Source organism: Novosphingobium sp. SG707 (assembly GCF_012275515.1).
Taxonomy (GTDB): domain Bacteria; phylum Pseudomonadota; class Alphaproteobacteria; order Sphingomonadales; family Sphingomonadaceae; genus Novosphingobium.
Map to the genome: position 1 here is coordinate 99280 of NZ_JAAZQL010000007.1, position 21147 is coordinate 120426.

The window sequence follows — 21147 nt, forward strand, 5'->3', positions numbered from 1 at the left end:
AATTGGAGCGGCAGAAGTCGGGCGCACCCGTCACCTGTGGCCCCGTCACCCGCGGCCGATCCACCAGATCAGCCCCATGCCGATGATCGCCAGCGCCATGCTGACCATCAATATGTAGCGCACGATATGGGGGGTTGATCCGGCGCGCACCTTGTTCGTTTCGATGATTACCGGTTCGCCATCCTCTTTCATGATCATTCTCCTGATGCTCCGCCAGAGCGGCGATCAGGGCGAATTGTCCGTCGCAATCGGCATTCGCCCTTTGGCGCATGAGAGGCTCGTATGGCGGGCTTACGCCGCAGCATCCGGCCTGTTCCCATCCCCGGCCTCCTGGCTGAGGCCAGCTGTGCAATATTCGGGACATGTGCCCCGAATTCTGCCGAACATCCCTTTGGGCCAGGTCTTTCTTTTCAGAACGAACCCAACAACCCGCTACGGAGATGCTGTCATGCGATGGATTAACACGGCTCTGAGTATCGTTGGCCTTTACGCCCTCTATCACTGGCTCCGGCCCAACGCGCAGAAGGCCCCCGCCGCCTTTGCCCCGGGCGAGGAAGCGCCCGAGAATTTCGTGCAGGTCCGCAATGCCGGGCCCGACGCGATGCGTTCGCCCCATGACGATTGGGACAAGGTCGATCAGGCCTCCGACGAAAGTTTTCCGGCCAGCGATGCCAGCGCGAAATATTGACGCGCATGAATAAACCGGCGCCGTCCGCCCACGCGGGCGGCGTTGTGTTGCACCGGCCGCATGGCCGACCGTCCCTGCCCATTCGCTTTTGCCCGATCCGACCAGCAGCCCGACCAACAGCAAAGAGGGCCGGCTCCCAAAGGAACCGGCCCGATTGTTGAGCGCCGCCATATCAGCGACGATTTTCCCAGCCGCGCCTTGCCGCCTCGGAATGCCCGCGCGGATCGCCCGACCATCCGCCATGACGGCCCCGGTGATCATCATCGCGATCATCGCGCCCGCCGCGTGAGGAATAGCTGCGATCATCGTGATCGCGCGAACGGGAACGCCCGTAGTCGCGGTCATCATAATCCTGACGGCGCGAGGATCCCCGCTCATCCCAACCCCGGCGCGAAGCTTCCGAATGGCCTTCGGAATCGCCATACCATCCGCTGCGGCCATGATCGGGATTTTCCCAGCCACGGCGCGACGCCTCCGAATGGCCTTCAGAATCGCCGTACCATCCGCTGCGGCCATGGTCGGGATTTTCCCAGCCACGACGCGAGGCTTCAGAATGGCCTTCGGAATCGCCGAACCAGCCGCCGTGACTGCGGCCCTGACGGCCCGAATCGCGGTCGTCATCCTCATCGCGCCGATAGCGCTGTTCGCCGCGACGGCCATAATCGCCATCGCCATTGTCATCCCGGCCCGATCCGCGACCGCGGCTGACGAAACGCCCTTCCTCGTCGCGCGGCCGTTCATTGCCGCGGCGCGATGAGCGATGGTCATCCTCGTCATGGCTGACAAAGCGGCCGCGGTCGTCGCGATCTCGGTCGCGATATTGCTGATAACTAGCCATTTCCTTCTCCTTCGTGTAACGGGATTGACCCCGTTCTTCTTCGTCGCGCCGGCTCTGGCGCGGTTCATCCCGGCGGGAGCCTTGCTGGGCAAAGCGACCGAGGGATATGGGGGGTGGGGCCGAAAACGGTCCGGCATCCTCAAGCTGCCTGCGTCTTTCCGTTATCCGCCGGGCCAGATCGGGCGTGTCGATCCCGCAGGCCTGCGCCTTTTGGAAAATGCCGCCCGATTGCTCTTCTTCGCAGACATGGTGGCGCACCTGTTCAGCCAGCACGCGGAATTTCGCATCGCGATAGGGGTCGTCGGTCCGGCCATGCAGCAGGTCGCCGATCAGGATCTTGACGCTGTCATGCTCAACCTGGGCCTCATCGAGCGGATCTTCTTCGGAGAAGTGCTCGCGGCAGGCGGGATAGAAGATTTCTTCTTCAAGGATCGTGTGAATGATCAGCGCCTGCGACGCCCGTTCGATGATGTCACGCCGGCGATTTTCGTCGGCATCGTCATATTGCGCGAATAGCTTTTCAACGGCGCGATGGTCGGCCATCAGCAGCGCGCTGACGGCTCCTGCGGATTGGGGCTGCGCTTTCTTCTTCGCTTCCTCGTCGCCGCCTCGGGCCTGACCGGATGCGGAGGAAGCCTTGGCGGCGGCCTGCGCATTCTCTTCCTTGTCGCGACGTGGGCCTTCTGCCGGGTCCTGCGCCGTATTGGCATTGGGCTGCTTGCGACCGGCGTTCTGCGCCTTGGTCGCCTCGGCGGTCTTGCCGGCTTCCGATTGTTCGGGCGTGCTGGTAGCCATCAGGCTCTCCTCCTTTTGGATCTGGCGGATCCGGAACCGGCAGAGGTTTTTTGCTCTGCCGTTGTGGGGGAGAACAGCGCGGGGTCGGGTTCGATCCGCGATCCTTGCACAGGTTAGCATGATCCTTTCGTGCCCGCCCGAAAGTCAATGCACCGGCAATTAGGCACGGCTGAACGCCTGTTTTGCCCCTTCTTAACATATGTGAATCCGCGCGTGATATTTCGCGTCCACACAGCAATCCGAACGATGTGCCTTGCCGGGACAGATGTTTCAGGAGGCAGACAATCCGACAACTGAGACGATCCAAAGTCTAAGCCAGTCCGATCATCTCCCTTCTGAAATATTTCTTCGACTTGTCGCAGGATGATCTTTGCCCCGGTTCTGAGGCTGACATCTTTTCATCAGGAAACATCTTCAGGCACGGGGGTGCTGATCATGATCTCGACAACTGCGGAAATGACGCGCGCGCGCTATGAAATCCGCCGCCACAAGCATCTGGCGCGTCGCCACGAACACACCGACCGGCTCTTTCGCATAGAGGACGGCTGGGCGTGCCAATATCGCCTGCTGCCCGACGGGCGACGGCAGATCATCGCCCTGTTCCTGCCCGGCGATTATTGCGAGGCGCAATGGGTGCTCACGGGTCAGGCCAACTGGCCGATTGTGGCCCTGACCGACATGTTCGTGACGGAAATCCCGTTTCACGACATCCGCGCCCGTCATGCCGCCCATAATTCCCAGGAACCCGATGGCATGAAGAGCCTACTCGGATCGATCATGCACACATTGAAGAGCCATGAGAAATGGATCGTCAATCTGGGCCGGATGAGCGCCACCGAGCGGATCTGCGCGCTGCTGCATGATCTGGTCGAGCGCCTGCGGCCCAGCGGCAAGGTGGTTTCCAACCATTGCCCGATGCCGCTGACGCAATATGATCTGGCCGATATCGTCGGCATCTCTTCGGTTCACGTCAACCGCGTGCTCCAGATGCTGCGCGGCGAAGGGGTGATTTCGCTGGAGGCCGGGCGCCTGGCCCTGCTCAATCCGGTGGAATTGCGCAGGCTGGGGGGCCCGGCCCATGTTTGACGGATCAAAAGGGCATTTGCAGATAGCTGGGGCGAAACCCGCAGGCCTGGGCCAGACGGAGCGGATCGGGAATCTCGATGAATTGCTCGCGCCACTGGATCAGGTCGGCGCGGCGCATCTGTTTGATCACGCGGTTGACATGCACCGTGCTGACCCCCGCCGCCTCGGCCAGGTCGATCTGGGTCAGCGGACAGAAATATCCGCTGCCCTCGGTCATGCCCACGGCCTTGAGCCGCAGGTATAATTCGCAGATCAGACAGCCGATCCGCTCCGGCGCGGCGCGCGCCCCCAGATTGACGGTCCATTCGCGCTGAATGGCCAGCGAGATCTGGGCGTCCATCGCCAGAGCCCGGCGAATATTGATCGATTCCTGTTCGATGGCATCGAGCTGTTCGGGGTGGACCATCGCGCAATGCAGATCATCAATCGCCGCGATCGAATGATCCAGCCGCATTGTCATGATCGCCTGTGGGATGCACAGATCACCGGGCAAAAGAAAGCCGACGATCTGACGTCGGCCATTCTCCAAAATCTTGTACCGCGCAGCCCAGCCTTCCATGACGATCTTGACAAAGGTCGGACGGGTGCCTTCGCGGATCATGTCCTGCCCCGCCCCGACAAACAACGTCTGCGATCTGAGCATATAGGCGAGCAATTGTTCATCGCGGTCGGTAAGATCGACAAAATGCCCAAGTTTGCGGCCCATCATCGAACGCATCGCATCACCCTAACTGGCAAAGACCGGGCGCCGGGTTGCCGGCCCCGACACTCCGGCCCCGAAAACCCCGGCCCCGATACCCCGGCCCCGATACCCAGGCATGGAATCAGGCGTCGCCGCCCAATGCGATGACATCCGGGCCGCCCTTTTGCTGCCCCTGATCGGCCGATCCGTGCCGGTCGGCCAGAGACTCTCCGCCTTCCTCTTCCTCCAGCAAGGCGGCATTGGCCGCATTGGCCGAGAGCCGGACGCGCTGCCCCTCCACCGCCGCGACCAGCCCGACCGAGATATAGTGATGATGGCCGCCCGAACCCCGCGAGGGGGCCGCCCCCTCCTGCCCCGCATGGGATCCGCTGTCGGCCAGCGTCAGCTTGATCCGCTTGCCTTCAACCCGGTCGACCGTGCCAAGATGGACCCCATCGGCGCCCACGATTTCCATATGTTCCCTGATTGCGCTGAGATCGGTCATGTCCTTCTCCTTCACTGTTTGCCCTCGGCCTATTGCGAGGGATTGTTCAGCAGACGGCGATGACGAGCGGCCGTGGCAATTTCATGGGCCTCCATCATCTGCTTGAAACTGCGCAAAATTCGTCTGACATGCGCGCGGACCTGACGGTTCAGATGCGATGTCATGATCCTGCCGAGACTGCGCGCGGACAAGGTAAAGGCCAATGTCACGCGCACCACCGCCCCGCGCAGGCCGCCGTCCAGAAAATCGATCCGGCCGCCGCTCTCGACATCTCCGCCCTGCTCGGACTGCCAGAAAAGAGTGCTTCCCGGCCGGTCCTCGCTGATGGCGGACACCCAGGTGGCGCCGGCGCCTGTCGGCCCGATGATGGTCCAGCGCACCCGGTCATCCTCCAACGGAACGATCGAGGCCATCGGCCCCACCAGCAAAGCCACATTGTTCGGATCGCGCCAGAAAGCGTAAAGTTCCCCGGCGGAGCGGGCAATCGTCACCGTTTCGGCGAAAAGCTCGCGGTCCGGTTCTATATCGCGCGAGGAGGTTACGGGGGCGTCATCCTTTTCAAAGGCGGGCGTCACGCGCCATCCCCCTGCCTGCCCAGCTTGTCCAGCTCATCCAGATGCTTTTGCACCACTGGCGCGATACCGGCGGCAACCGTCTTGAGCGCGGCTGTGTCGCCATCGGAGGCATAATGCTTGTGCAGGTCAAGCGCGTCGGTGTGAATGCTGCGCTGGCTGGCCAGATAGAGTTCATCCACATGGGCCGCATCGGCCGCCTTGATCCCGTCCAGCTTCTGTTGCTGATCGGGCGAAAGCGTGGTCGATCCCGCGGCGATCTTGAGCTTGTCGGCGGCGGCCTGCAATTTGCGGCTCGATTCCTGATGCGCCGATACCATCATCTTGGCAAAAGAGCGGACCGCCGGATTCTTGCTGGTCTTGAGCAAAGCCTGCGAGGATTCGATCTCGAAACTGTCGCCTGCCGCCGCCTTGTCGAGATAGCCGCGCGCATCCGAAGGCTGAAGCGTCAGATGCGGCAGCGTGATATCGGGCGCGGCGGCGGTGGTGGCCTCATTGTCGACGGCCGGATTGCCATTGTCCGCCTTATTGTTGCAGGCACCCAGCGCCAGAACAGAGGCGATCATCAAGAGACGGTATTTCATGGATTTTCTCCTTTCCGACAGAATGCGTTCGGCCCATTTCCGTCCGGCGGAAAACCATCGGTTTCCGCATTGACCCAAAGGCGCAGCCCCGCCGCGCATCTCGATCAGGACGCAGAATTGCCCTCCATGCTCAGCACCACCTTGGTCACTTCATTGCGGGCATAGTGATACTGGAGATAGGCATCGGCGGCCTGCTCCAGGCCAAACCGGTGACTGACAAGGAAAGTGCAGTCGATCCTCCGGTCGAGGACCAGCCGGAGCAATTCGGGCAGATAGCGCTGAACATCGCTCTGGCCGCTGCGCAGGGTCAGCCCCTTGCGCATCACGGCCCCCAGCGGGAATTTGTCGACCATCCCGCCATAGCATCCCGGCATCGAGATCCGCCCGCCCTTGCGGCAGGCCATGATCGCCTGATGAATGACATGCGATTGATCCAGCGCGGGGAAAACCGAGCTGTTGACCGGATCGGCAATCACCTCGAAAAAAGTGCCATGCGCATTCATGCCCACCGCATCAATGCAGGCATCAGGACCGATGCCGCCGGTCATGTCGGTCAGCGCTCCATGAACATCGGTATGGCTGAAATTGACCGCCTCGGCGCCAAGGCCGCGCGCCAGTTCCAGCCGGTGCGCATGATGATCGACCGCGATCACCCGTTCCGCCCCCAGCAGAAACGCCGCCCGCACCGTGCAAAGCCCGACCGGGCCGCAGCCCCAGACCGCAATCGTGTCGCCCGGTTCGATGGCGGCATTGCGCGCGGCCTGCCATCCGGCGGGCAAAGTGTCGGCCAGCAAAAGCAGGCTTTCATCCGCCACATCCTCGGGCACCCCGATCGGGCCGAAGTCGGAAAAGGGCACGCGCACATATTCGGCCTGTCCGCCCGAATAGCCGCCGCCCATCTGTCCATGCCCGAACCGGGCCGAGGTGGGCATGCCATAGATCAGGCTGGCAAAATCCTGGTTTTCGGGGGGATTGCCATTGTCGCAGGCCGAATATTGCTGCTTCGCGCAGTGATAACAGCCCCCGCAGGCAATGGTTGAGGGCACAACCACCCGCTGTCCGCGCCGCAGCGTGGAGGCCGCGCCCACTTCGACCACCTCGCCCATAAATTCGTGACCAAGGATGTCTCCGGCGCCCATGGCGGGAAACAGGCCGTCGTAGATATGCAGATCCGATCCGCAAATGGCCGAGGAAGTGACCCGGATGATCGCATCGCGCGGATTGACGATCCCGGGATCCTCCACCGTCTCGACGCGGACATCGCGTTTGCCATGCCAGGTCAGCGCACGCATGATCGGTCCTCCTGTCGGCCCGCCCCGGCATGTCGCGCCGTCACGGGCATGTCGCGAAGGGGAAACATCGCGAAAGCCGGAATGGATGCCGCAGGCCCTTTGGCGGCCCCGTTGCGACCCCCGCTGCGGCAGAGAAACATGGTCTGACTAACGTGCGGCAGGACGAGATGATCCATGCCGAGATCCTAACCTGGATTAGGATCAAGCCTGCCTGCGCGCGGAACAAGCCGCGTCCGCCCCTGTTCCGATTATGTCAGGCAACCGCCGCGGTGCCTTGGCTTGTTTCACACCACGCAGGAGATTCACCATGCCCGAAACCACGGACAGCTATGAAACGCACGATCTGATTTCCTCTGATCGGGTCGAAGGCACCATCGTCTACAATCTGGAAGGCGAGCGATTGGGCACGATCAGCCGGTTCATGGTCAACAAGCGCACCGGCAAGGCCCAATATGCCGTGCTCCAATTTGGCGGCCTTTTTGGTCTGGGCAGCGACTATTACCCCCTGCCCTGGCAGATCCTGACCTATGATCCGGCGCAGGGCGGCTATGTCGTGAACATCGACAGGGAGCAGTTGGAAAACGCGCCCCATTACAGCGAGAACGACACGCCCACCTATGACAATGACTACAACTGGCGGGTCTATTCGCATTACGGCCTGACCTATGCCTGATGGCGGCCAACGGCCTGCAACCAAACGCCAAAGGGGCTGACGCCCCCGGCGTGACAACCTGACGGGCAGGAGCCGATGAGGGAAGGAAGCGCGCTGCCAAAGCCGCTTCCTTCTTTGCATGGCCCGCTCTCCCCCCTTTTTAAGGGAATGCCGATGCATCACGCGCAACCATCGCCAATGACCGACCATGGCTAAATCCAGGCTGGTCGACCGGCTTGGCCCCGGATTGATAACGGGCGCCGCCGATGATGATCCCAGCGGCATTGCCACCTATGCCATCGCGGGCGCGCAATTCGGCACCTCGCTGCTGTGGACCATGCTGTTCACCTATCCGCTGATGGTGTCGGTTCAACTGGTCTGCGCGCGGGTGGGCCGGGTCACGGGCCATGGCCTTGCGCACAGTCTGGGCGCGGTTTTGCCCCGGTGGATCATGGCCGTGATCCTCGTGCTGCTGTTTTGCGCCAATACGATCAACATCGGCGCCGATCTCTCGGCCATGGGCGAAGCGGCCGCGCTGATTGCAGGCTGGGGGCGCCATGGCTTCACCATAGGTTTTGCGGTGCTCTCGCTGCTGCTGCAACTGTTTGTGCCTTATGACCGCTATGCCCGGCTGCTGAAATGGCTGACGCTGACCTTGCTGGCCTATGTCGCGCTGGTGTTTATCGTGCGGGTGGATTGGGGCGCGGCGCTGCATGATCTGGTCGTTCCCCGGATCAGCGGCCCTGCGGCCATCACCGCCATTGTCGCCATCCTGGGCACCACGATCAGCCCCTACCTCTTCTTCTGGCAGGCATCGCAGGAGGTGGAGGAGATCCGCCAGGTCGAGGAGCGCCAGCCCCTGCGCCGCGCGCGCGGTCAGGCCGCCGACGCCTTTGCCCGGATCCGCATCGACACATGGAGCGGCATGGCGGTGTCGAACATCATCGCACTGGCCATCATGCTGGGCACAGCGGTCCCGCTGCACAATGCGGGCAAGACCGACATCAATTCGGCCGCCGATGCCGCCCGCGCGCTTCAGCCGGTGGCCGGGGATCTGGCCTTTGCGATCTTTGCCCTTGGCATCGTCGGCACGGGACTGCTGGCGATCCCGGTGCTGGCGGGCGCATCGGCCTATGCCATTTGCGAGGCCACGGGGCGCAAGGCCAGTCTTCAGGATATGCCGCAGCACGCCCGCGCCTTCTATCTGATCATCACGCTGGGCATGATGCTGGGCATGGCCATGGACTGGCTGGGGCTCAATGCGATGAAGGCGCTGTTCTGGAGCGCGGTGATCAATGGGGTCGTGGCCGTGCCTGTGCTGGCCGGGCTGATGCATATCGTGTCGCGGTCCGCCATCATGGGATCATTTGTAGCCCCCCGCCCGCTGCGGATTGCGGGATGGATAACCACGGGCGCGATGGCGGCGGCGGTGCTGGCGATGCTGATTTCGCCCGGTTGAGGCGCAGGCACGACAGCCCACCTTCGGGCCGCCGAACATCCTTCTCTGCCCCCCATTTCCCCTCAAAAGGAGAATTACCATGGTTGAGACCCAGAGCATGATCCACGAAGACGCCCTGCCCGGCAATGAGCACGCGCTAAATCCCAAGCCGGAGTGGCAGCCGCGCTATCCCGGCTCGGGCCGGTTGCAGGGCAAGGTGGCCGTCATCACCGGCGGCGACAGCGGCATCGGCCGGGCCGTGGCGGCGCTCTTTGCCCGCGAAGGGGCCGATATCGCCATCATCCATCTGATGGAGGACGAGGATGCGGCAGAAACCCGGCGCATCGTCGAGGCCGAAGGGCGTCGCGCACTGACCATCCGGGCCGATATCGGCGACAAATCCGTCTGCGAAGGGCTGGTCCGCCAGATCATCGCCGATCTGGGCCGCATCGACATTCTGGTCAACAATGCGGGCGAGCAGCACCCCGACACCGACATCACCAATATCACCGAAAGCCAGTTGCTTCGCACCTTTCAGACCAATATTTTCGCCATGTTCTATATGGTTCAGGCCGCCCGCCCGCATCTGGGCCAAGGCGCCGCCATCATCAACACCACCTCGATCACCGGCTATCACGGCAGCAAGAACCTGCTGGATTACAGCGCGACCAAGGGAGCGATCACGGCTTTCACGCGCTCGCTTTCGGAAAATCTGGTGAAGGAGGGCATTCGCGTCAATGCCGTGGCGCCGGGGCCGATCTGGACCCCGCTCAATCCCTTTGGTGGCGCGGACAAAGAGAAGATCAAGCATTTCGGCGAGTCCACGCCGATGGGCCGCGCCGGACAGCCCAATGAGGTCGCGCCCGCCTTCCTGTTCCTGGCCTGCGAGGATTCCAGTTATATGTCGGGGCAGGTACTGCATCCCAACGGCGGGACGGTGATCAATGGCTGAACGGGTGGGCAATCAGCCTTCAGGCTGGTTGCCCACCATATCCTGCGGGCGGACGATCCGGTCGAAGGTTGCCGCATCGACATGGCCGCTCTCCAGCGCCGCCTCTCGCAGGCCGATGCCGCGCTTATGGGCGTCTCTGGCAATCGCGGCCGCCTTTTCATAGCCCAGATGGGGTACCAGCGCCGTCACCAGCATCAGCGAACGTTCGACCAGACTGCCCAGCCGCGTGTGATCGGGCTGCATTCCGACCAGAGCGTGCTGGACAAACCCATCCATCGCACAGCCCAGCAGCGTGACCGAACGCAGCACATTGGCCCCGATCTGCGGCATGAATGTGTTGAGCTCCAGATGCCCCTGCATTCCGCCCACCGTGGTGGCCGTGCCATTGCCGACCACCTGGGCGCAGACCATGGCCATCATTTCGCATTGGGTGGGATTAACCTTGCCCGGCATGATCGAGCTGCCCGGTTCGTTTTCGGGCAGCAGCAATTCGCCCAGCCCCGCGCGCGGCCCCGATGCCATCAGGCGGATGTCATTGGCCATCTTGGTCAAAGCCACCGCCAGTTGCACCAGCCCCCCCTGCAGGCCCACCAGCACATCGCGGCTGGCCAGCGCCTCGAAACTGTTGCGCGCCGGGCGAAAGGGCATACCAACCGATTGGCGGATTTCCTCGATCACCGCCCGGCCAAAGCCTGCCGGAGCATTCAGCCCGGTTCCCACCGCCGTGCCGCCCAGCGCCAGTTCCCAAACCCCGTCCATGGCATGGGCGATGGCCTGGCGCGCGCGGGCGATCTGGGCGGCATAGCCGGAAAACTCCTGCCCCAGCGTCAGCGGCACGGCGTCCTGAAGATGCGTCCGCCCGATCTTGACCACATCGGCCCAGGCCGCCCGCTTGGTCATCAGGTCTTCATAGAGCCGCCCCAGCGCGGGGCTGAACTCGCGCACCATCGCCCGCTGGATCGCGATATGCAGCGCGGTGGGAAAGCTGTCATTGGAGGATTGGGCGCGGTTGACGTGATCGTTGGGATGAACGGGCGCCTTGCCGCCTCGCACGCCGGTCAGGATCTCGTTGGCGCGCCCGGCGATCACCTCGTTGACGTTCATGTTGGTCTGCGTGCCCGACCCGGTTTGCCAGATGGCCAGAGGAAACTGACCGTCATGCGCGCCCTCGATCACCTCGCGCGCGGCCGCCTCGATGGCATCGGCCAGGGCCGGGTCCAGCCCATAGCGCCGATTGACGCGGCAGGCCGCCAGTTTGACGATCCCCAGCGCATGGATAATGGGCAGCGGCATCCGCTCGGTGGGCGGAAAGGCAAAGTTGGTCAGGCTGCGCTGCGTCTGCGCGCCCCAATAGGCATCGCGAGGGACGGCAACGGACCCCATGCTGTCGCTTTCCATTCTTGTGGGGACCGATGGGTCGGCTGCGCTCATGACAGAGCCTCCGCAACGGCAGAGGTTGTGCGGCCATGGGCCATCATAAAGAACCGATCCTTGTCGAAAGACATCTCGTCAAACCTTCGCGACCGATCATTGTGGGGGAGCATATCGTATTTGCCCTGCTGATGCGAATGATGCGCAGGCCAACAGGCGGCCGGCGGGGGGCAACACGCCCGATGCAAATGGCGCGGATCATTCGGAGTTGTGGGCGCCGGTGCCTTTCGGCTCCCTCAGGTCCTCGGCCTCATCTGTGTCCTGTTCTTCGGCGGGCGGTTCGGTTGCGCTGTGCGGCGGTTCGCCCGAAGACTTGACCCAGCCCATCATCTCATTTTCCACCTCGCGGTTTTTGGGCCGCTTGCGCGGTTTGAAATCGGGGGGCGAGCGCGGATCGGTTTGGGCCATGACATCCTCCTGACAGCGGCAAAGACGCCGGACAAAGACCGAGCAAGCAAAGATGTTCCCCCGCCCATGGCCGGGACCAAGGCGACCCGTTGCAAAAACGCGATCACTGACAACCATGGCGGGAGCAGGCAAGCCGTTCATTTGGCCCCAGTAAAATTCCTGATGAAATTGAGATAATTTCCAATATTACCAATTCATTCTATAATACTTCCTGTTTTTAAATTGAAATTTGAAAATTAAATTTTCAAATCATCCCAAATCTAACCCTACTCAACGCTGATAGTATATTTAAGCAGGAACTTAGGCAAAGCCCGGATCTTTCTCCCATAGATTTTCCGGAAAAATACCTTTGTCGGGGAAAAACATGGCCAAGCGAAACAAATTCGAGAAGGCTGATATATGTGGTTCAGCGCTTCCCGAAGCCGAATTCCGCAAGGAGCTTGTTGCGGCCATGCCTTCTTTGCGCGCCTTTGCCCGAAGTTTGTGCAGCAACCGGGACAATGTCGATGATCTGGCGCAGGAAACGGTGATGAAAGCCTGGGCCGCCCGGGACCATTACATTGCGGGAACCAGTTTTCGGGCATGGACCTTCACCATCCTGCGCCACCATTATTTCGGACAACTGCGCCGTCAGCGCATTGTCGGCGATTATGACGAGGCGGCGGCCGAGCAGATTCTGGGCCGGGAGGGCGATCAGGAAACCCGCCTTGAAACCATCGACGTGCTGCGCGCCATCGAAACGCTGCCCCTTGCCCAGCGCGAAATGCTCATTCTGATGGCCATCGGTTCGGTCAGCTATGAGGAAATCGCGCAAGGCTGCGGCGTGACCATCGGCACGGTAAAGAGTCGGATCTCACGCGCCCGTGCGGCCCTTTCGGCCGCGCTGGAAAAGGGGCTGCTGCCCGGTTCGCGGCGCAATTTCGTGGTGGAAGGCGAAGTGGTCGACGCCTTCTTCGCCAGATTCAAGACCATCGTGCGCCCCAATCTGGCGCGGCTTTCCCGCCATCTGGCATGGGCCGCCTGAACGAGGGTCTTGGGGCGATCCCAGTTTTGAATGTTTCAGAGAAACTGTGACTGATGGCTTGACCTTCCCCCCACCGGAGCCACCAGAACACAGTTCCTTCGGCGGCGCTTTCACCCGCGCCGCCGAAGGCCCCTGATCACGCGTGTGTCGTTCAGCCCTGTATCTCAGGTATCTGCATAACCGAGATGAACAGCCCCAACTGGCGGATGGCTTCGGAAAAACTATCGTAATTCATCGGCTTGGTGATATAGACGTTGCAACCCAGATCATAGCACCGCTCGACCTCCTGCGCGTCATCCGTGGTGGTCAGAATGATCACCGGCACCGGGCTCAACAAAGGCGTTTCCCTGATCCGCTTCAAAATCTCCACGCCATTCATATCGGACAGATTGAGGTCGAGCAGGATGAGCGCCGCCCCGCCCTGATCGCGCAAGGCCGAACCATCGCCCAGATATTCGAGCGCCGCGCCGCCATTGTCGAAATGGGCGATGTTGTTGGCGATCCCTGCCCGCCGGATGCTCTTTTCGATCAACAGGGCATGGCCGAAATCATCCTCGATCATGATGATCGTTACGGGCCGGGGATCGCTCATAAACTGTTCCTTGATGACGGAAACGGCCATGCACGGAATTGCTGCATGCCCACCGCTCGGATTGCATCGCGATCCAAAGGAGAAAATAATAAAACAACGCGAATTGATGCACCACCCGGCGCCCTTCGGTCCACCGGCGCTCAGCACCGATTCATCGTAATATTTCAGAAACAAACATTAGGTGTTTTTAATATTTATGCAGTTTTTATCTCTTGGAATCCAAAGAATGCGTACTTACCCATAACGCCCTGTTCTGCCTGATTTTCTGAGCAAAAATGCCGGATATCTGCGCGCCGCTCCCAAACACCTGTTCAAGATGCCGCGCACTTCATCGCGCAAAAAGCACATGTCGGGAAAAGGCGCGGAACAATGCCCCCCGATTTCCTTTCCGCAGAGGGTGAGAATGGGGGGCGCCCAGCCTCCTGTCAGGTCGCACAAAACAGGAGGCAATGTTGGCCAACGCAGATCCCTCGTTTGAAAGCACCACCGGCGATGCGGGCGAAACCCATCAGCAGGTGCCGGTCAACGGCCCGCACGGAACCCGACACGAGGCGGCGCAAAACCATCTGACCACCAATCAGGGCCTGCGCATCAGCGACAATCAAAACAGCCTGAAGGCAGGCGCGCGCGGCCCCACGCTGCTTGAAGATTTCGTCCTGCGCGAAAAGATCTTTCATTTCGACCATGAGCGCATCCCCGAAAGGATCGTCCATGCGCGCGGATCGGCGGCCCATGGCGTGTTCGAATGCACGCAGGCTATCCCCGAACTGACCAGCGCGGGCCTGTTTGCCGCCGTGGGCAAGCAAACGCCGGTATTTGTGCGATTTTCAACCGTCGCGGGCGGCGCGGGCAGCGTCGACACCCCGCGCGATGTGCGCGGCTTTGCGGTCAAATTCTACACCGAGGAAGGCAATTGGGATCTGGTGGGCAACAACATCCCGGTCTTCTTCATTCAGGACGCGATGAAGTTCCCCGACCTTGTCCATGCCGTGAAAATGGAGGCCGACAAGGGCTATCCCCAGGCCGCCAGCGCCCATGATACCTTCTGGGATTTCATCAGCCTGATGCCCGAAAGCATCCATATGGTGCTTTGGCAGATGAGCGACCGGACCATCCCGCGCTCTCCCCGTTTCATGGAAGGTTTCGGCATCCATACCTTCCGTTTCGTCAACGCCGAGGGCGCGTCCAAGCTGGTCAAGTTTCATTGGAAACCGGTGCTGGGTCTGCAATCGACGACATGGGACGAGGCGGTCAAGATCGCCGGGGCCGACCCGGACTATCACCGCCGCGACCTGTATGAAGCTATCGACACCGGCGCCTTTCCGGCATGGGATCTGGGGATTCAGGTTTTTGAGGAAAGCTGGGCCCATGAACAGCCCTTCGATGTGCTGGACGCCACCAAGCTGATCCCGGAAGAACTGGTGCCGGTGCGGATCATCGGGCGCATGACGCTCAACCGCAATCCGGACAATTTCTTTGCCGAAACCGAACAATCGGCATTCTGCCCCGCCAACATCGTGCCCGGCATCGATTTCACCCCCGACCCCCTGCTGCAGGGGCGGCTGTTCTCTTATCTCGACACCCAGAAATCGCGGCTGGGCACGGCCAATTTCCACCAATTGCCGATCAACGCGCCCAAATGCCCGATGCGCAATTTCCAACGCGACGGCATGATGCAGATGGACATTCCCAAGGGCCGCGCCAATTACGAGCCCAACAGCCTGAACGAAGCGGGCGAGCCCACCGGCCCGCGCGAATGCCCGGCCACCGGCTTTACGACCTTTGCGCGCGGCATGTTGCCCAACAATGGCGAACAGCATCTGCGGGTGCGCCCCGCCCTGTTTGCCGACCATTATTCGCAGGCCCGCCTGTTCTATCGCTCGCAAACCCCGGTCGAACAGGCCCATCTGGCCAATGCCTTTGTGTTCGAATTGTCCAAGGTGGGGCTGGAACATGTCCGCCACCGGATGCTGACCCTGCTGGGCGCGGTGGACGAGGATCTGGCGCGGCGCGTGGCGGGCGGGCTGGCGATGGAATTGCCGCCGCCCGCCGATGTGGCGGCCCCGATTGTCGAGATGGAGCCCTCACCCGCGCTTTCCATCCTGAACCATGGCCAGCCGCCGATGGAGGGACGCAAGATCGGCATCCTGTTTGCCGAAGGGTCTAGCCTGAAGGGCATCGAAGCAATGAAAGCCGCCATCGAGAGCAAGGGCGGCAAGGCCGTGCTGGTCGCGCAAAAGGTGGGCGGGATTCCGGTCGATGACGGCATGCTCAAGGCCGATGGACAGTTGATGGGCAATCCGTCGGCGCTGTTCGATGCGGTCGCCTCGATTATCCATCCCGATGCGCTCGATCATCTGCGGTCGGACCATACGGTTCATGCCTGGTTTGCCGATGCCTATGCCCATTGCAAAACCATTGGCGCCTGTCCCGCCACGAACCGCCTGCTGGAGGAATGGGGCATCGCCCGCGATGACGGCATCGCAAGTCTCGAAGAATTCCCCGAGCTTGCCCCGGCGCGCCACTGGGACCGTGAACCCAAGGTCAGCCTGCTGCCATAAAGGAGACACGATATGCCGCGTGGAGACAAAAGCGCCTATACCGCCAAGCAGAAGCGTCAGGCCCGCCATATTGCCGAAGGCTATGAAGAGCGCGGCGTGCCCCATGACGAGGCCGAAGCGCGCGGCTGGGCCACGGTGAACAAGGAGACCGGCGGAGGCAATCTGTCGGGCTCCGGCCGGGGCAAGCCCGATACGCATGTTTCCTCCTCACGCGGGGGTCGGGCGCATAAATCGGGTTCGCCCGAACAGCGCAGCGCGGCGGCCCGCAAAGGCTGGGACACGCGCCGCGCGCGCGAACGCGCCGCCCGGCACGCATGATTGGGCATGAGCGGCAAAGGTCATCGTTCCGCCTCGCAAATTTCCGCATTTGCGAAGGAACCTTTCACCGCCGCCGACCATTACATCCATGAACCATCTGAAGAAATTCAGATTATGTCCCCGCCGCTCCGGCCCGCGCCTCGTCATCCACCCGTGACGCCAAGGCAAGGCCAGAGCCATTTGGCACCGCCCCCCCGGGGATACCGGCAACAGGTTCTTTCCATCCGGGGGGACAATAACCGGAGAAACGACGATGAAAATCTTCCAATATGCGATCGCTGCGGCCTTTGTTGCCGCGATGCCCCATGGCGCGCTGGCCCAGACCGTCCCGCAGACTGCGCAACCGTCGCAGGAAACCGCGCCGGCCGAGGCGCCCGCCCCTCAGGCGGTCAAGCCATTGGTAGGCGATATTGTCTATGACAAGAACGCTGAACAGATCGGCACCGTGGCCAGCACCAACGGCCAGCAGGTCGTAGTGACCACCACCAAGGGCAAGGTCACGATTCCGCTGGCCTCGCTGTTTGCGGGCACCAAGGGTCTGGCCATCAACATGACCAAGGAAGAAGTGGACGCCGCGATCCAGTCTGCCCATCCGGGCGCCTGACGGCGGCGGACCACAGGGATGGTCCACGGATAATGCTGGGCCTGCGGGCAGGACCGCCCCCGGATGAATGTCCTGCCCCTCCCTTTGCAACCGCCCCTTCCCTCCATCGCAAGGCGCCATCTGCGCGCCGCGCATCGGAGAAAGCCGCTCTGGAGACAGTGATGCCGACAGCCCCGATTGCCGATCTGCTGGCTCCGCCCCCGCCTTTGCCCGGGGGTGCCAGCCTGTTTCTTGATTTCGACGGGACGCTGGTGGAAATTGCCGACAGGCCCGACGAAGTGGCTGTTCCGCGTGGACTGGCGGATCTGCTTTTCGCCATGGCGGCCCGCCTTCACGGTCGCCTCGCTCTGGTCAGCGGGCGCTCCATTGCCCAGATCGACACGCTGTTCGGCCGCTCGATGCATGGGCTGGCCATCTCGGGCAGCCATGGTTGTGAATACCGCTGGGAGGACCAGCTGGTCCATCCCCCCCGCCCGGTCGAGGAACTGGAACATGCCGCGCGCAAGTTCGACGATTTCGCCTTTGGCCATCCTGGCACGCTGGTCGAGATCAAGACTTATGGCGTCGCGCTTCACTATCGCGGCGATCCCACCTGCGCGCCCTATGCACAGCGACTGGCCGAGCATCTGGCCACGGAAAGCGGACTTGTGGTGGAAAATGGCAAGATGGTGGTCGAGCTGCGCTTTGGCGGCGGCGACAAGGGCACGGCGGTGCGCAACCTGATGGGATGCGCGCCGATGGTGGGGGGAACGCCGGTCTATCTGGGCGATGACCTGACCGATGAATCCGCCTTTTCAGCAGTCAACGCGCTTGGCGGCCTTTCGGTTCTGGTCGGCCCGGCGCGGGCGACCAACGCGCAATTCAACCTGGCCGGTCCGGCCGCCGTGCTGGCCTGGCTGGCAAGGCCGGCCGCATGAGTGCGACGCTTGACCTCTGGCCCATCGGTAATTGCCAGATCTCGGCGCTGATCGATCGCGACGGCACTTTCCTGTGGGGGTGCCTGCCCCGCGTCGATGGCCCTCCCGCCTTCAGCGCCCTGCTCGACGATGGCGTCAGCCATGCGGCGGATGGGCATGGCTTCTGGGCCATTGATCTGGATGGCCGCACCAAGACCACGCAGCGCTATCTGCGCAACACGCCCGTGCTGGAAACCCGCTATGAGGATGAAGCGGGCAATGCCATCGTGGTGACCGATTTCTGCCCCCGCTTTCATCGGCATGGGCGGATTTACCGGCCGGTGGCCTATGCCCGGATTGTGCGCCCCGTGGCGGGCAGCCCGCGCATTCGCATACGCCTGCGTCCGACGCGCGACTGGGCCCGGCGAGAGGTGGAGCGCACACGCGGCTCGAACCACATCCGCTATATGCTGGGCCATATGACGCTGCGCCTTTCCACCTCGGCGCCGATCGGGTGGATCGAGGACGAGCAGGTGTTCCGGCTCGAACGTCCGCTGCATTTCTTCCTTGGCCCCGATGAAGGTTTTGAGGGCAATATCGCCACCACAGTCGAGGAAATGCTCGATCTGACCGTCCGCGAATGGCGGCATTGGGTGCGCGGTCTGGCCATCCCACTCGAGTGGCAGGATGCGGTGATCCGCTCGGCCATCACGCTCAAACTGTGCCAGCATGAGGAAACGGGCGCGATTGTGGCCGCGCTCACCACCTCGATCCCCGAACATGCCGGGTCGGGGCGCAATTGGGACTATCGCTTCTGCTGGATCCGCGACGCCTATTACACCACACAGGCGCTCAACCGGCTGGGCGCGCTCGATGTGCTGGAATCCTACCTCGAATATCTGCGCAACATCGTCGACAATGCCCGATCAGGCCATATCCAGCCGCTCTATGGCGTGGGCGGCGAGGCGCGGCTGGAGGAAAGGATCGAGGTCGGGCTGGCGGGCTATCGCGGCATGGGGCCGGTGCGCGTGGGCAATCAGGCCTATGCCCAGATGCAGCATGATGCCTATGGCCAGATCGTCCTGTCCAACGTTCAGGCATTCTTCGACCAGAGGCTGTATCGCATGGCGGGCGAGGAAGATTTTCGCGCGCTTGAACGGGTGGGCGAAAGGGCGTGGCTTTCCTACGATCAGGCCGATTCCGGCCTTTGGGAATTGCGCGGCCGGTTTCATGTCCACACCTATTCGGCGGCCATGTGCTGGGCGGCCTGCGACCGCTTGGCCAAGGCGGCGCATCATCTGGGCCTGCATGACCGCCAGACCTTATGGCAGGAGCGAGCGGATCGCATGGGCCGGGTTATCGTCGATGCGGCATGGCGCCCGGATACCCAAAGAATGTCGGCCACCTTCGACGCCGATCTGCTCGACGCCAGCCTGATTCAGTTGCTCGACCTGCGCTTTCTCGCGCCCGACGATCCGCGCTTTCTGGGCACGCTGCGCGCGGTCGAACACGGGCTGCGCCGGGGATCGCACATGCTGCGCTATGCCGATGAGGACGATTTCGGCCTGCCGCACAGCGCTTTCAACATCTGCACCTTCTGGCTGATCGAGGCGCTTCACGCCACTGGTCGCCATAGCGATGCGCGAAACCTTTTCGAGGAAATGCTGGCCCGCCGGACCCCGGCGGGTCTGCTGTCGGAAGACACCAATCCACACACGGGGGAACTATGGGGCAATTATCCGCAAACCTACTCACTCGTCGGCCTGATCAACTGCGCGACGCTGCTCAGCAAACCATGGAGCGCGGTCAGGTGAACCGCCTGATCGTCATCTCAAACCGAGTGTCGCCGCCAACCGGCGATGGCCCCGGCAATCAGGGCGGCCTGGCCGTCGCGCTGTCGGCGGCGCTGCGGGAAAGCAGCGGTATCTGGTTCGGCTGGTCGGGCGAGGAAACCGAGGCCTTTACCGGCCACATCAATTTCCAGCGCAGCTATGGCGTGACCACCGCCACCGTCGATCTGGAGGCGCAGGACGTTGAGGAATATTACAACGGCTATGCCAACTGCACCCTTTGGCCGCTGTTTCACAACCGGCTCGATCTGGCCGAATTCGAGCGCGGCTTTGCGGGGGGCTATGAAAGGGTCAATGACCGTCTGGCCGAAACCGTGGCGCCGCTGATCGAGGACAGCGATCTGATCTGGGTGCATGATTATCACCTCATGCTGCTGGGGCGAAACCTGCGGACGCGGGGCGTGAAAAACCGCATCGGCTTTTTCCTGCATATCCCCTGGCCCCCCGCGCGGCTGCTGGAATCGCTGCCCGGGCATGGCGAATTGTTCGATGCGATGCTGGATTACGACGTCATCGGTTTCCAATCGGAACATTGGCGCGAATCCTTCGTCAGATATGTTCAGACCCATACCGACGCCACGATCGACCAGGACGGCACCATCACCCTTGGCGAGCGTCGCTCTCGGATTGTGGTATGCCCGATCGGCATTGATTTTGCCGAATTTCACGAGGCCGCCAATGGTCAGACCGCGCGCGAATTCTGCGAACGCATGGGGCGCAGCGCGAATGGGCGCACGATGATCGTGGGCGTCGACCGGCTCGATTATTCCAAGGGCCTGCCCGAACGCTTTCTGGGCTATGAGCGCCTGCTCGCCTCGCGCCCGGATCTGCATGGACAGCTCTTCCTGCTCCAGATCGCCCCGCCCTCGCGCGAACAGGTGCGCACATATCAGCAGATACGCGCCACGCTCGACAGCCTCTCGGGGCGTATCAACGGCGAATTCGCCGATGCCGAATGGGTGCCGCTGCGCTATATCAACAAAGGCTATCCGCGCGATGCGCTGGCGGGCATTTACCGGGCCTCGCGCATCGGTTTGGTGACGCCCCTGTGCGACGGAATGAATCTGGTGGCCAAGGAATATGTGGCGGCGCAGGATCCGGAAGATCCCGGCGTCCTCATCCTGTCGCAATTCGCGGGGGCTGCGCGCCAATTGACCGATGCGCTGATCGTCAATCCCCACAGTCCCGACGAATTGGCCGAGGCCATCGACCGGGCGCTGCAAATGGATCTGCAGGAGCGCAAGGACCGCTGGCATTCGATGATGGACAGCATCCGCCACGAGGACGTCCGCTGGTGGCAGGAATGTTTTACCAAAGCGCTGGCGGGCGGCGACCATCATGCCCAGCCGGAGGACGATCCGCAGCTGTCCTAGTGGACA

The 21147-nt window shown here is 62.2% G+C and carries 22 protein-coding genes; 12 read left to right on the plus strand and 10 right to left on the minus strand.

What is annotated here, in order from left to right:
- Window positions 1-45: 45 nt before the first annotated feature.
- The gene (locus FHW92_RS18765; RefSeq protein ID WP_168604805.1) at window positions 46-192 is read right to left on the minus strand and encodes a hypothetical protein; all 147 of its coding nucleotides are present in this window, start codon (window positions 190-192) and stop codon (window positions 46-48) included.
- 256 nt (window positions 193-448) lie between these two features.
- Here FHW92_RS18765 and FHW92_RS18770 point away from each other — a divergent pair, with 256 nt between their 5' ends.
- Entirely contained in the window at window positions 449-688 is a 240-nt protein-coding gene (locus FHW92_RS18770) for a hypothetical protein (protein ID WP_168604806.1), read from the plus strand.
- Window positions 689-860: 172 nt separating this feature from the next.
- On the opposite strand, the gene FHW92_RS18775 is transcribed toward FHW92_RS18770, so the two are convergent.
- Window positions 861-2321: a hemerythrin domain-containing protein gene (locus FHW92_RS18775; protein ID WP_168604807.1), complete on the minus strand. Its 1461-nt coding sequence runs from the start codon at window positions 2319-2321 to the stop codon at window positions 861-863.
- 435 nt (window positions 2322-2756) lie between these two features.
- Between FHW92_RS18775 and FHW92_RS18780 the strand changes: the two genes are divergently transcribed.
- Window positions 2757-3407, plus strand: coding sequence for a Crp/Fnr family transcriptional regulator (locus FHW92_RS18780; protein WP_168604808.1), 651 nt, complete (start codon window positions 2757-2759; stop codon window positions 3405-3407).
- A 4-nt stretch (window positions 3408-3411) separates the two neighbouring features.
- Here FHW92_RS18780 and FHW92_RS18785 read toward each other — a convergent pair whose 3' ends face one another.
- From FHW92_RS18785 to FHW92_RS18805, 5 genes are all read right to left on the minus strand, one after another.
- Entirely contained in the window at window positions 3412-4125 is a 714-nt protein-coding gene (locus FHW92_RS18785; protein ID WP_168604809.1) for a Crp/Fnr family transcriptional regulator, read from the minus strand.
- Between the two features lie 106 nt (window positions 4126-4231).
- Window positions 4232-4594, minus strand: coding sequence for a DUF2171 domain-containing protein (locus FHW92_RS18790; RefSeq protein ID WP_168604810.1), 363 nt, complete (start codon window positions 4592-4594; stop codon window positions 4232-4234).
- Between the two features lie 29 nt (window positions 4595-4623).
- Entirely contained in the window at window positions 4624-5169 is a 546-nt protein-coding gene (locus FHW92_RS18795) for an SRPBCC family protein (RefSeq protein ID WP_168604811.1), read from the minus strand.
- The gene (locus FHW92_RS18800; RefSeq protein WP_168604812.1) at window positions 5166-5750 is read right to left on the minus strand and encodes a DUF4142 domain-containing protein; all 585 of its coding nucleotides are present in this window, start codon (window positions 5748-5750) and stop codon (window positions 5166-5168) included. Before FHW92_RS18800 ends, FHW92_RS18795 begins: the two co-directional genes overlap by 4 nt.
- 104 nt (window positions 5751-5854) lie before the next feature.
- Window positions 5855-7042 (minus strand): zinc-dependent alcohol dehydrogenase, encoded by a 1188-nt coding sequence (locus tag FHW92_RS18805; RefSeq protein ID WP_168604813.1) that lies wholly within the window; start codon window positions 7040-7042, stop codon window positions 5855-5857.
- A 307-nt stretch (window positions 7043-7349) separates the two neighbouring features.
- Here FHW92_RS18805 and FHW92_RS18810 point away from each other — a divergent pair, with 307 nt between their 5' ends.
- The 3 genes from FHW92_RS18810 (at window position 7350) to FHW92_RS18820 (ending at window position 10084) form a co-directional block, all read left to right on the plus strand.
- Window positions 7350-7715 (plus strand): PRC-barrel domain-containing protein, encoded by a 366-nt coding sequence (locus tag FHW92_RS18810; RefSeq protein ID WP_168604814.1) that lies wholly within the window; start codon window positions 7350-7352, stop codon window positions 7713-7715.
- A 187-nt stretch (window positions 7716-7902) separates the two neighbouring features.
- The gene (locus FHW92_RS18815) at window positions 7903-9153 is read left to right on the plus strand and encodes a divalent metal cation transporter (protein ID WP_168604815.1); all 1251 of its coding nucleotides are present in this window, start codon (window positions 7903-7905) and stop codon (window positions 9151-9153) included.
- Between the two features lie 79 nt (window positions 9154-9232).
- Window positions 9233-10084, plus strand: coding sequence for an SDR family oxidoreductase (locus FHW92_RS18820; protein ID WP_168604816.1), 852 nt, complete (start codon window positions 9233-9235; stop codon window positions 10082-10084).
- Window positions 10085-10096: 12 nt separating this feature from the next.
- Here the strand turns inward: FHW92_RS18820 and FHW92_RS18825 are convergent, their stop codons facing one another.
- Together FHW92_RS18825 and FHW92_RS18830 are read right to left on the minus strand one after the other, a co-directional pair.
- A complete protein-coding gene (locus tag FHW92_RS18825) occupies window positions 10097-11515 on the minus strand; it encodes a class II fumarate hydratase (RefSeq protein ID WP_168604817.1) in 1419 nt (472 codons plus the stop codon).
- Window positions 11516-11713: 198 nt separating this feature from the next.
- Window positions 11714-11923 carry a hypothetical protein gene (locus FHW92_RS18830; RefSeq protein ID WP_168604818.1) on the minus strand — a complete coding sequence of 70 codons (210 nt, stop codon included), beginning with the start codon at window positions 11921-11923 and terminating at the stop codon, window positions 11714-11716.
- Between the two features lie 364 nt (window positions 11924-12287).
- On the opposite strand from FHW92_RS18830, the gene FHW92_RS18835 reads away from it, so the two are divergent.
- Window positions 12288-12947 (plus strand): sigma-70 family RNA polymerase sigma factor, encoded by a 660-nt coding sequence (locus FHW92_RS18835; RefSeq protein WP_168604819.1) that lies wholly within the window; start codon window positions 12288-12290, stop codon window positions 12945-12947.
- 151 nt (window positions 12948-13098) lie between these two features.
- On the opposite strand, the gene FHW92_RS18840 is transcribed toward FHW92_RS18835, so the two are convergent.
- A complete protein-coding gene (locus tag FHW92_RS18840; RefSeq protein WP_168604820.1) occupies window positions 13099-13539 on the minus strand; it encodes a response regulator in 441 nt (146 codons plus the stop codon).
- Window positions 13540-13988: 449 nt separating this feature from the next.
- On the opposite strand from FHW92_RS18840, the gene FHW92_RS18845 reads away from it, so the two are divergent.
- From FHW92_RS18845 to FHW92_RS18870, 6 genes are all read left to right on the plus strand, one after another.
- The gene (locus FHW92_RS18845; RefSeq protein ID WP_168604821.1) at window positions 13989-16100 is read left to right on the plus strand and encodes a catalase; all 2112 of its coding nucleotides are present in this window, start codon (window positions 13989-13991) and stop codon (window positions 16098-16100) included.
- Window positions 16101-16112: 12 nt separating this feature from the next.
- Window positions 16113-16418, plus strand: a complete 306-nt coding sequence (locus FHW92_RS18850) for a plasmid stabilization protein (protein WP_168604822.1) — start codon at window positions 16113-16115, stop codon at window positions 16416-16418.
- Between the two features lie 253 nt (window positions 16419-16671).
- On the plus strand, window positions 16672-17022 hold the full coding sequence (locus FHW92_RS18855) for a hypothetical protein (protein WP_168604823.1): 351 nt from the start codon (window positions 16672-16674) through the stop codon (window positions 17020-17022).
- Between the two features lie 161 nt (window positions 17023-17183).
- On the plus strand, window positions 17184-17939 hold the full coding sequence (gene otsB, locus FHW92_RS18860; protein WP_168604824.1) for a trehalose-phosphatase: 756 nt from the start codon (window positions 17184-17186) through the stop codon (window positions 17937-17939).
- Window positions 17936-19732 (plus strand): glycoside hydrolase family 15 protein, encoded by a 1797-nt coding sequence (locus FHW92_RS18865; RefSeq protein ID WP_168604825.1) that lies wholly within the window; start codon window positions 17936-17938, stop codon window positions 19730-19732. The genes otsB and FHW92_RS18865 overlap by 4 nt, the downstream gene beginning before the upstream one ends.
- On the plus strand, window positions 19729-21141 hold the full coding sequence (locus FHW92_RS18870; RefSeq protein WP_292689824.1) for a trehalose-6-phosphate synthase: 1413 nt from the start codon (window positions 19729-19731) through the stop codon (window positions 21139-21141). Before FHW92_RS18865 ends, FHW92_RS18870 begins: the two co-directional genes overlap by 4 nt.
- Window positions 21142-21147: the final 6 nt, after the last annotated feature.

What these genes read in the sequence shown, in the direction of transcription:
- FHW92_RS18865 (WP_168604825.1), top strand. Translation starts at nt 17,936, where the DNA reads ATGAGTGCGACGCTTGACCTCTGGCCCATCGGTAATTGCCAGATCTCG.
- FHW92_RS18780 (WP_168604808.1), top strand. Translation starts at nt 2,757, where the DNA reads ATGATCTCGACAACTGCGGAAATGACGCGCGCGCGCTATGAAATCCGC.
- FHW92_RS18805 (WP_168604813.1), bottom strand. Translation starts at nt 7,042, where the DNA reads ATGCGTGCGCTGACCTGGCATGGCAAACGCGATGTCCGCGTCGAGACG.
- FHW92_RS18820 (WP_168604816.1), top strand. Translation starts at nt 9,233, where the DNA reads ATGGTTGAGACCCAGAGCATGATCCACGAAGACGCCCTGCCCGGCAAT.
- FHW92_RS18835 (WP_168604819.1), top strand. Translation starts at nt 12,288, where the DNA reads ATGGCCAAGCGAAACAAATTCGAGAAGGCTGATATATGTGGTTCAGCG.
- FHW92_RS18855 (WP_168604823.1), top strand. Translation starts at nt 16,672, where the DNA reads ATGAAAATCTTCCAATATGCGATCGCTGCGGCCTTTGTTGCCGCGATG.
- FHW92_RS18845 (WP_168604821.1), top strand. Translation starts at nt 13,989, where the DNA reads ATGTTGGCCAACGCAGATCCCTCGTTTGAAAGCACCACCGGCGATGCG.
- FHW92_RS18810 (WP_168604814.1), top strand. Translation starts at nt 7,350, where the DNA reads ATGCCCGAAACCACGGACAGCTATGAAACGCACGATCTGATTTCCTCT.
- otsB (WP_168604824.1), top strand. Translation starts at nt 17,184, where the DNA reads ATGCCGACAGCCCCGATTGCCGATCTGCTGGCTCCGCCCCCGCCTTTG.
- FHW92_RS18775 (WP_168604807.1), bottom strand. Translation starts at nt 2,321, where the DNA reads ATGGCTACCAGCACGCCCGAACAATCGGAAGCCGGCAAGACCGCCGAG.
- FHW92_RS18785 (WP_168604809.1), bottom strand. Translation starts at nt 4,125, where the DNA reads ATGCGTTCGATGATGGGCCGCAAACTTGGGCATTTTGTCGATCTTACC.
- FHW92_RS18850 (WP_168604822.1), top strand. Translation starts at nt 16,113, where the DNA reads ATGCCGCGTGGAGACAAAAGCGCCTATACCGCCAAGCAGAAGCGTCAG.
- FHW92_RS18770 (WP_168604806.1), top strand. Translation starts at nt 449, where the DNA reads ATGCGATGGATTAACACGGCTCTGAGTATCGTTGGCCTTTACGCCCTC.
- FHW92_RS18840 (WP_168604820.1), bottom strand. Translation starts at nt 13,539, where the DNA reads ATGAGCGATCCCCGGCCCGTAACGATCATCATGATCGAGGATGATTTC.
- FHW92_RS18765 (WP_168604805.1), bottom strand. Translation starts at nt 192, where the DNA reads ATGAAAGAGGATGGCGAACCGGTAATCATCGAAACGAACAAGGTGCGC.
- FHW92_RS18800 (WP_168604812.1), bottom strand. Translation starts at nt 5,750, where the DNA reads ATGAAATACCGTCTCTTGATGATCGCCTCTGTTCTGGCGCTGGGTGCC.
- FHW92_RS18825 (WP_168604817.1), bottom strand. Translation starts at nt 11,515, where the DNA reads ATGAGCGCAGCCGACCCATCGGTCCCCACAAGAATGGAAAGCGACAGC.
- FHW92_RS18790 (WP_168604810.1), bottom strand. Translation starts at nt 4,594, where the DNA reads ATGACCGATCTCAGCGCAATCAGGGAACATATGGAAATCGTGGGCGCC.
- FHW92_RS18830 (WP_168604818.1), bottom strand. Translation starts at nt 11,923, where the DNA reads ATGGCCCAAACCGATCCGCGCTCGCCCCCCGATTTCAAACCGCGCAAG.
- FHW92_RS18815 (WP_168604815.1), top strand. Translation starts at nt 7,903, where the DNA reads ATGGCTAAATCCAGGCTGGTCGACCGGCTTGGCCCCGGATTGATAACG.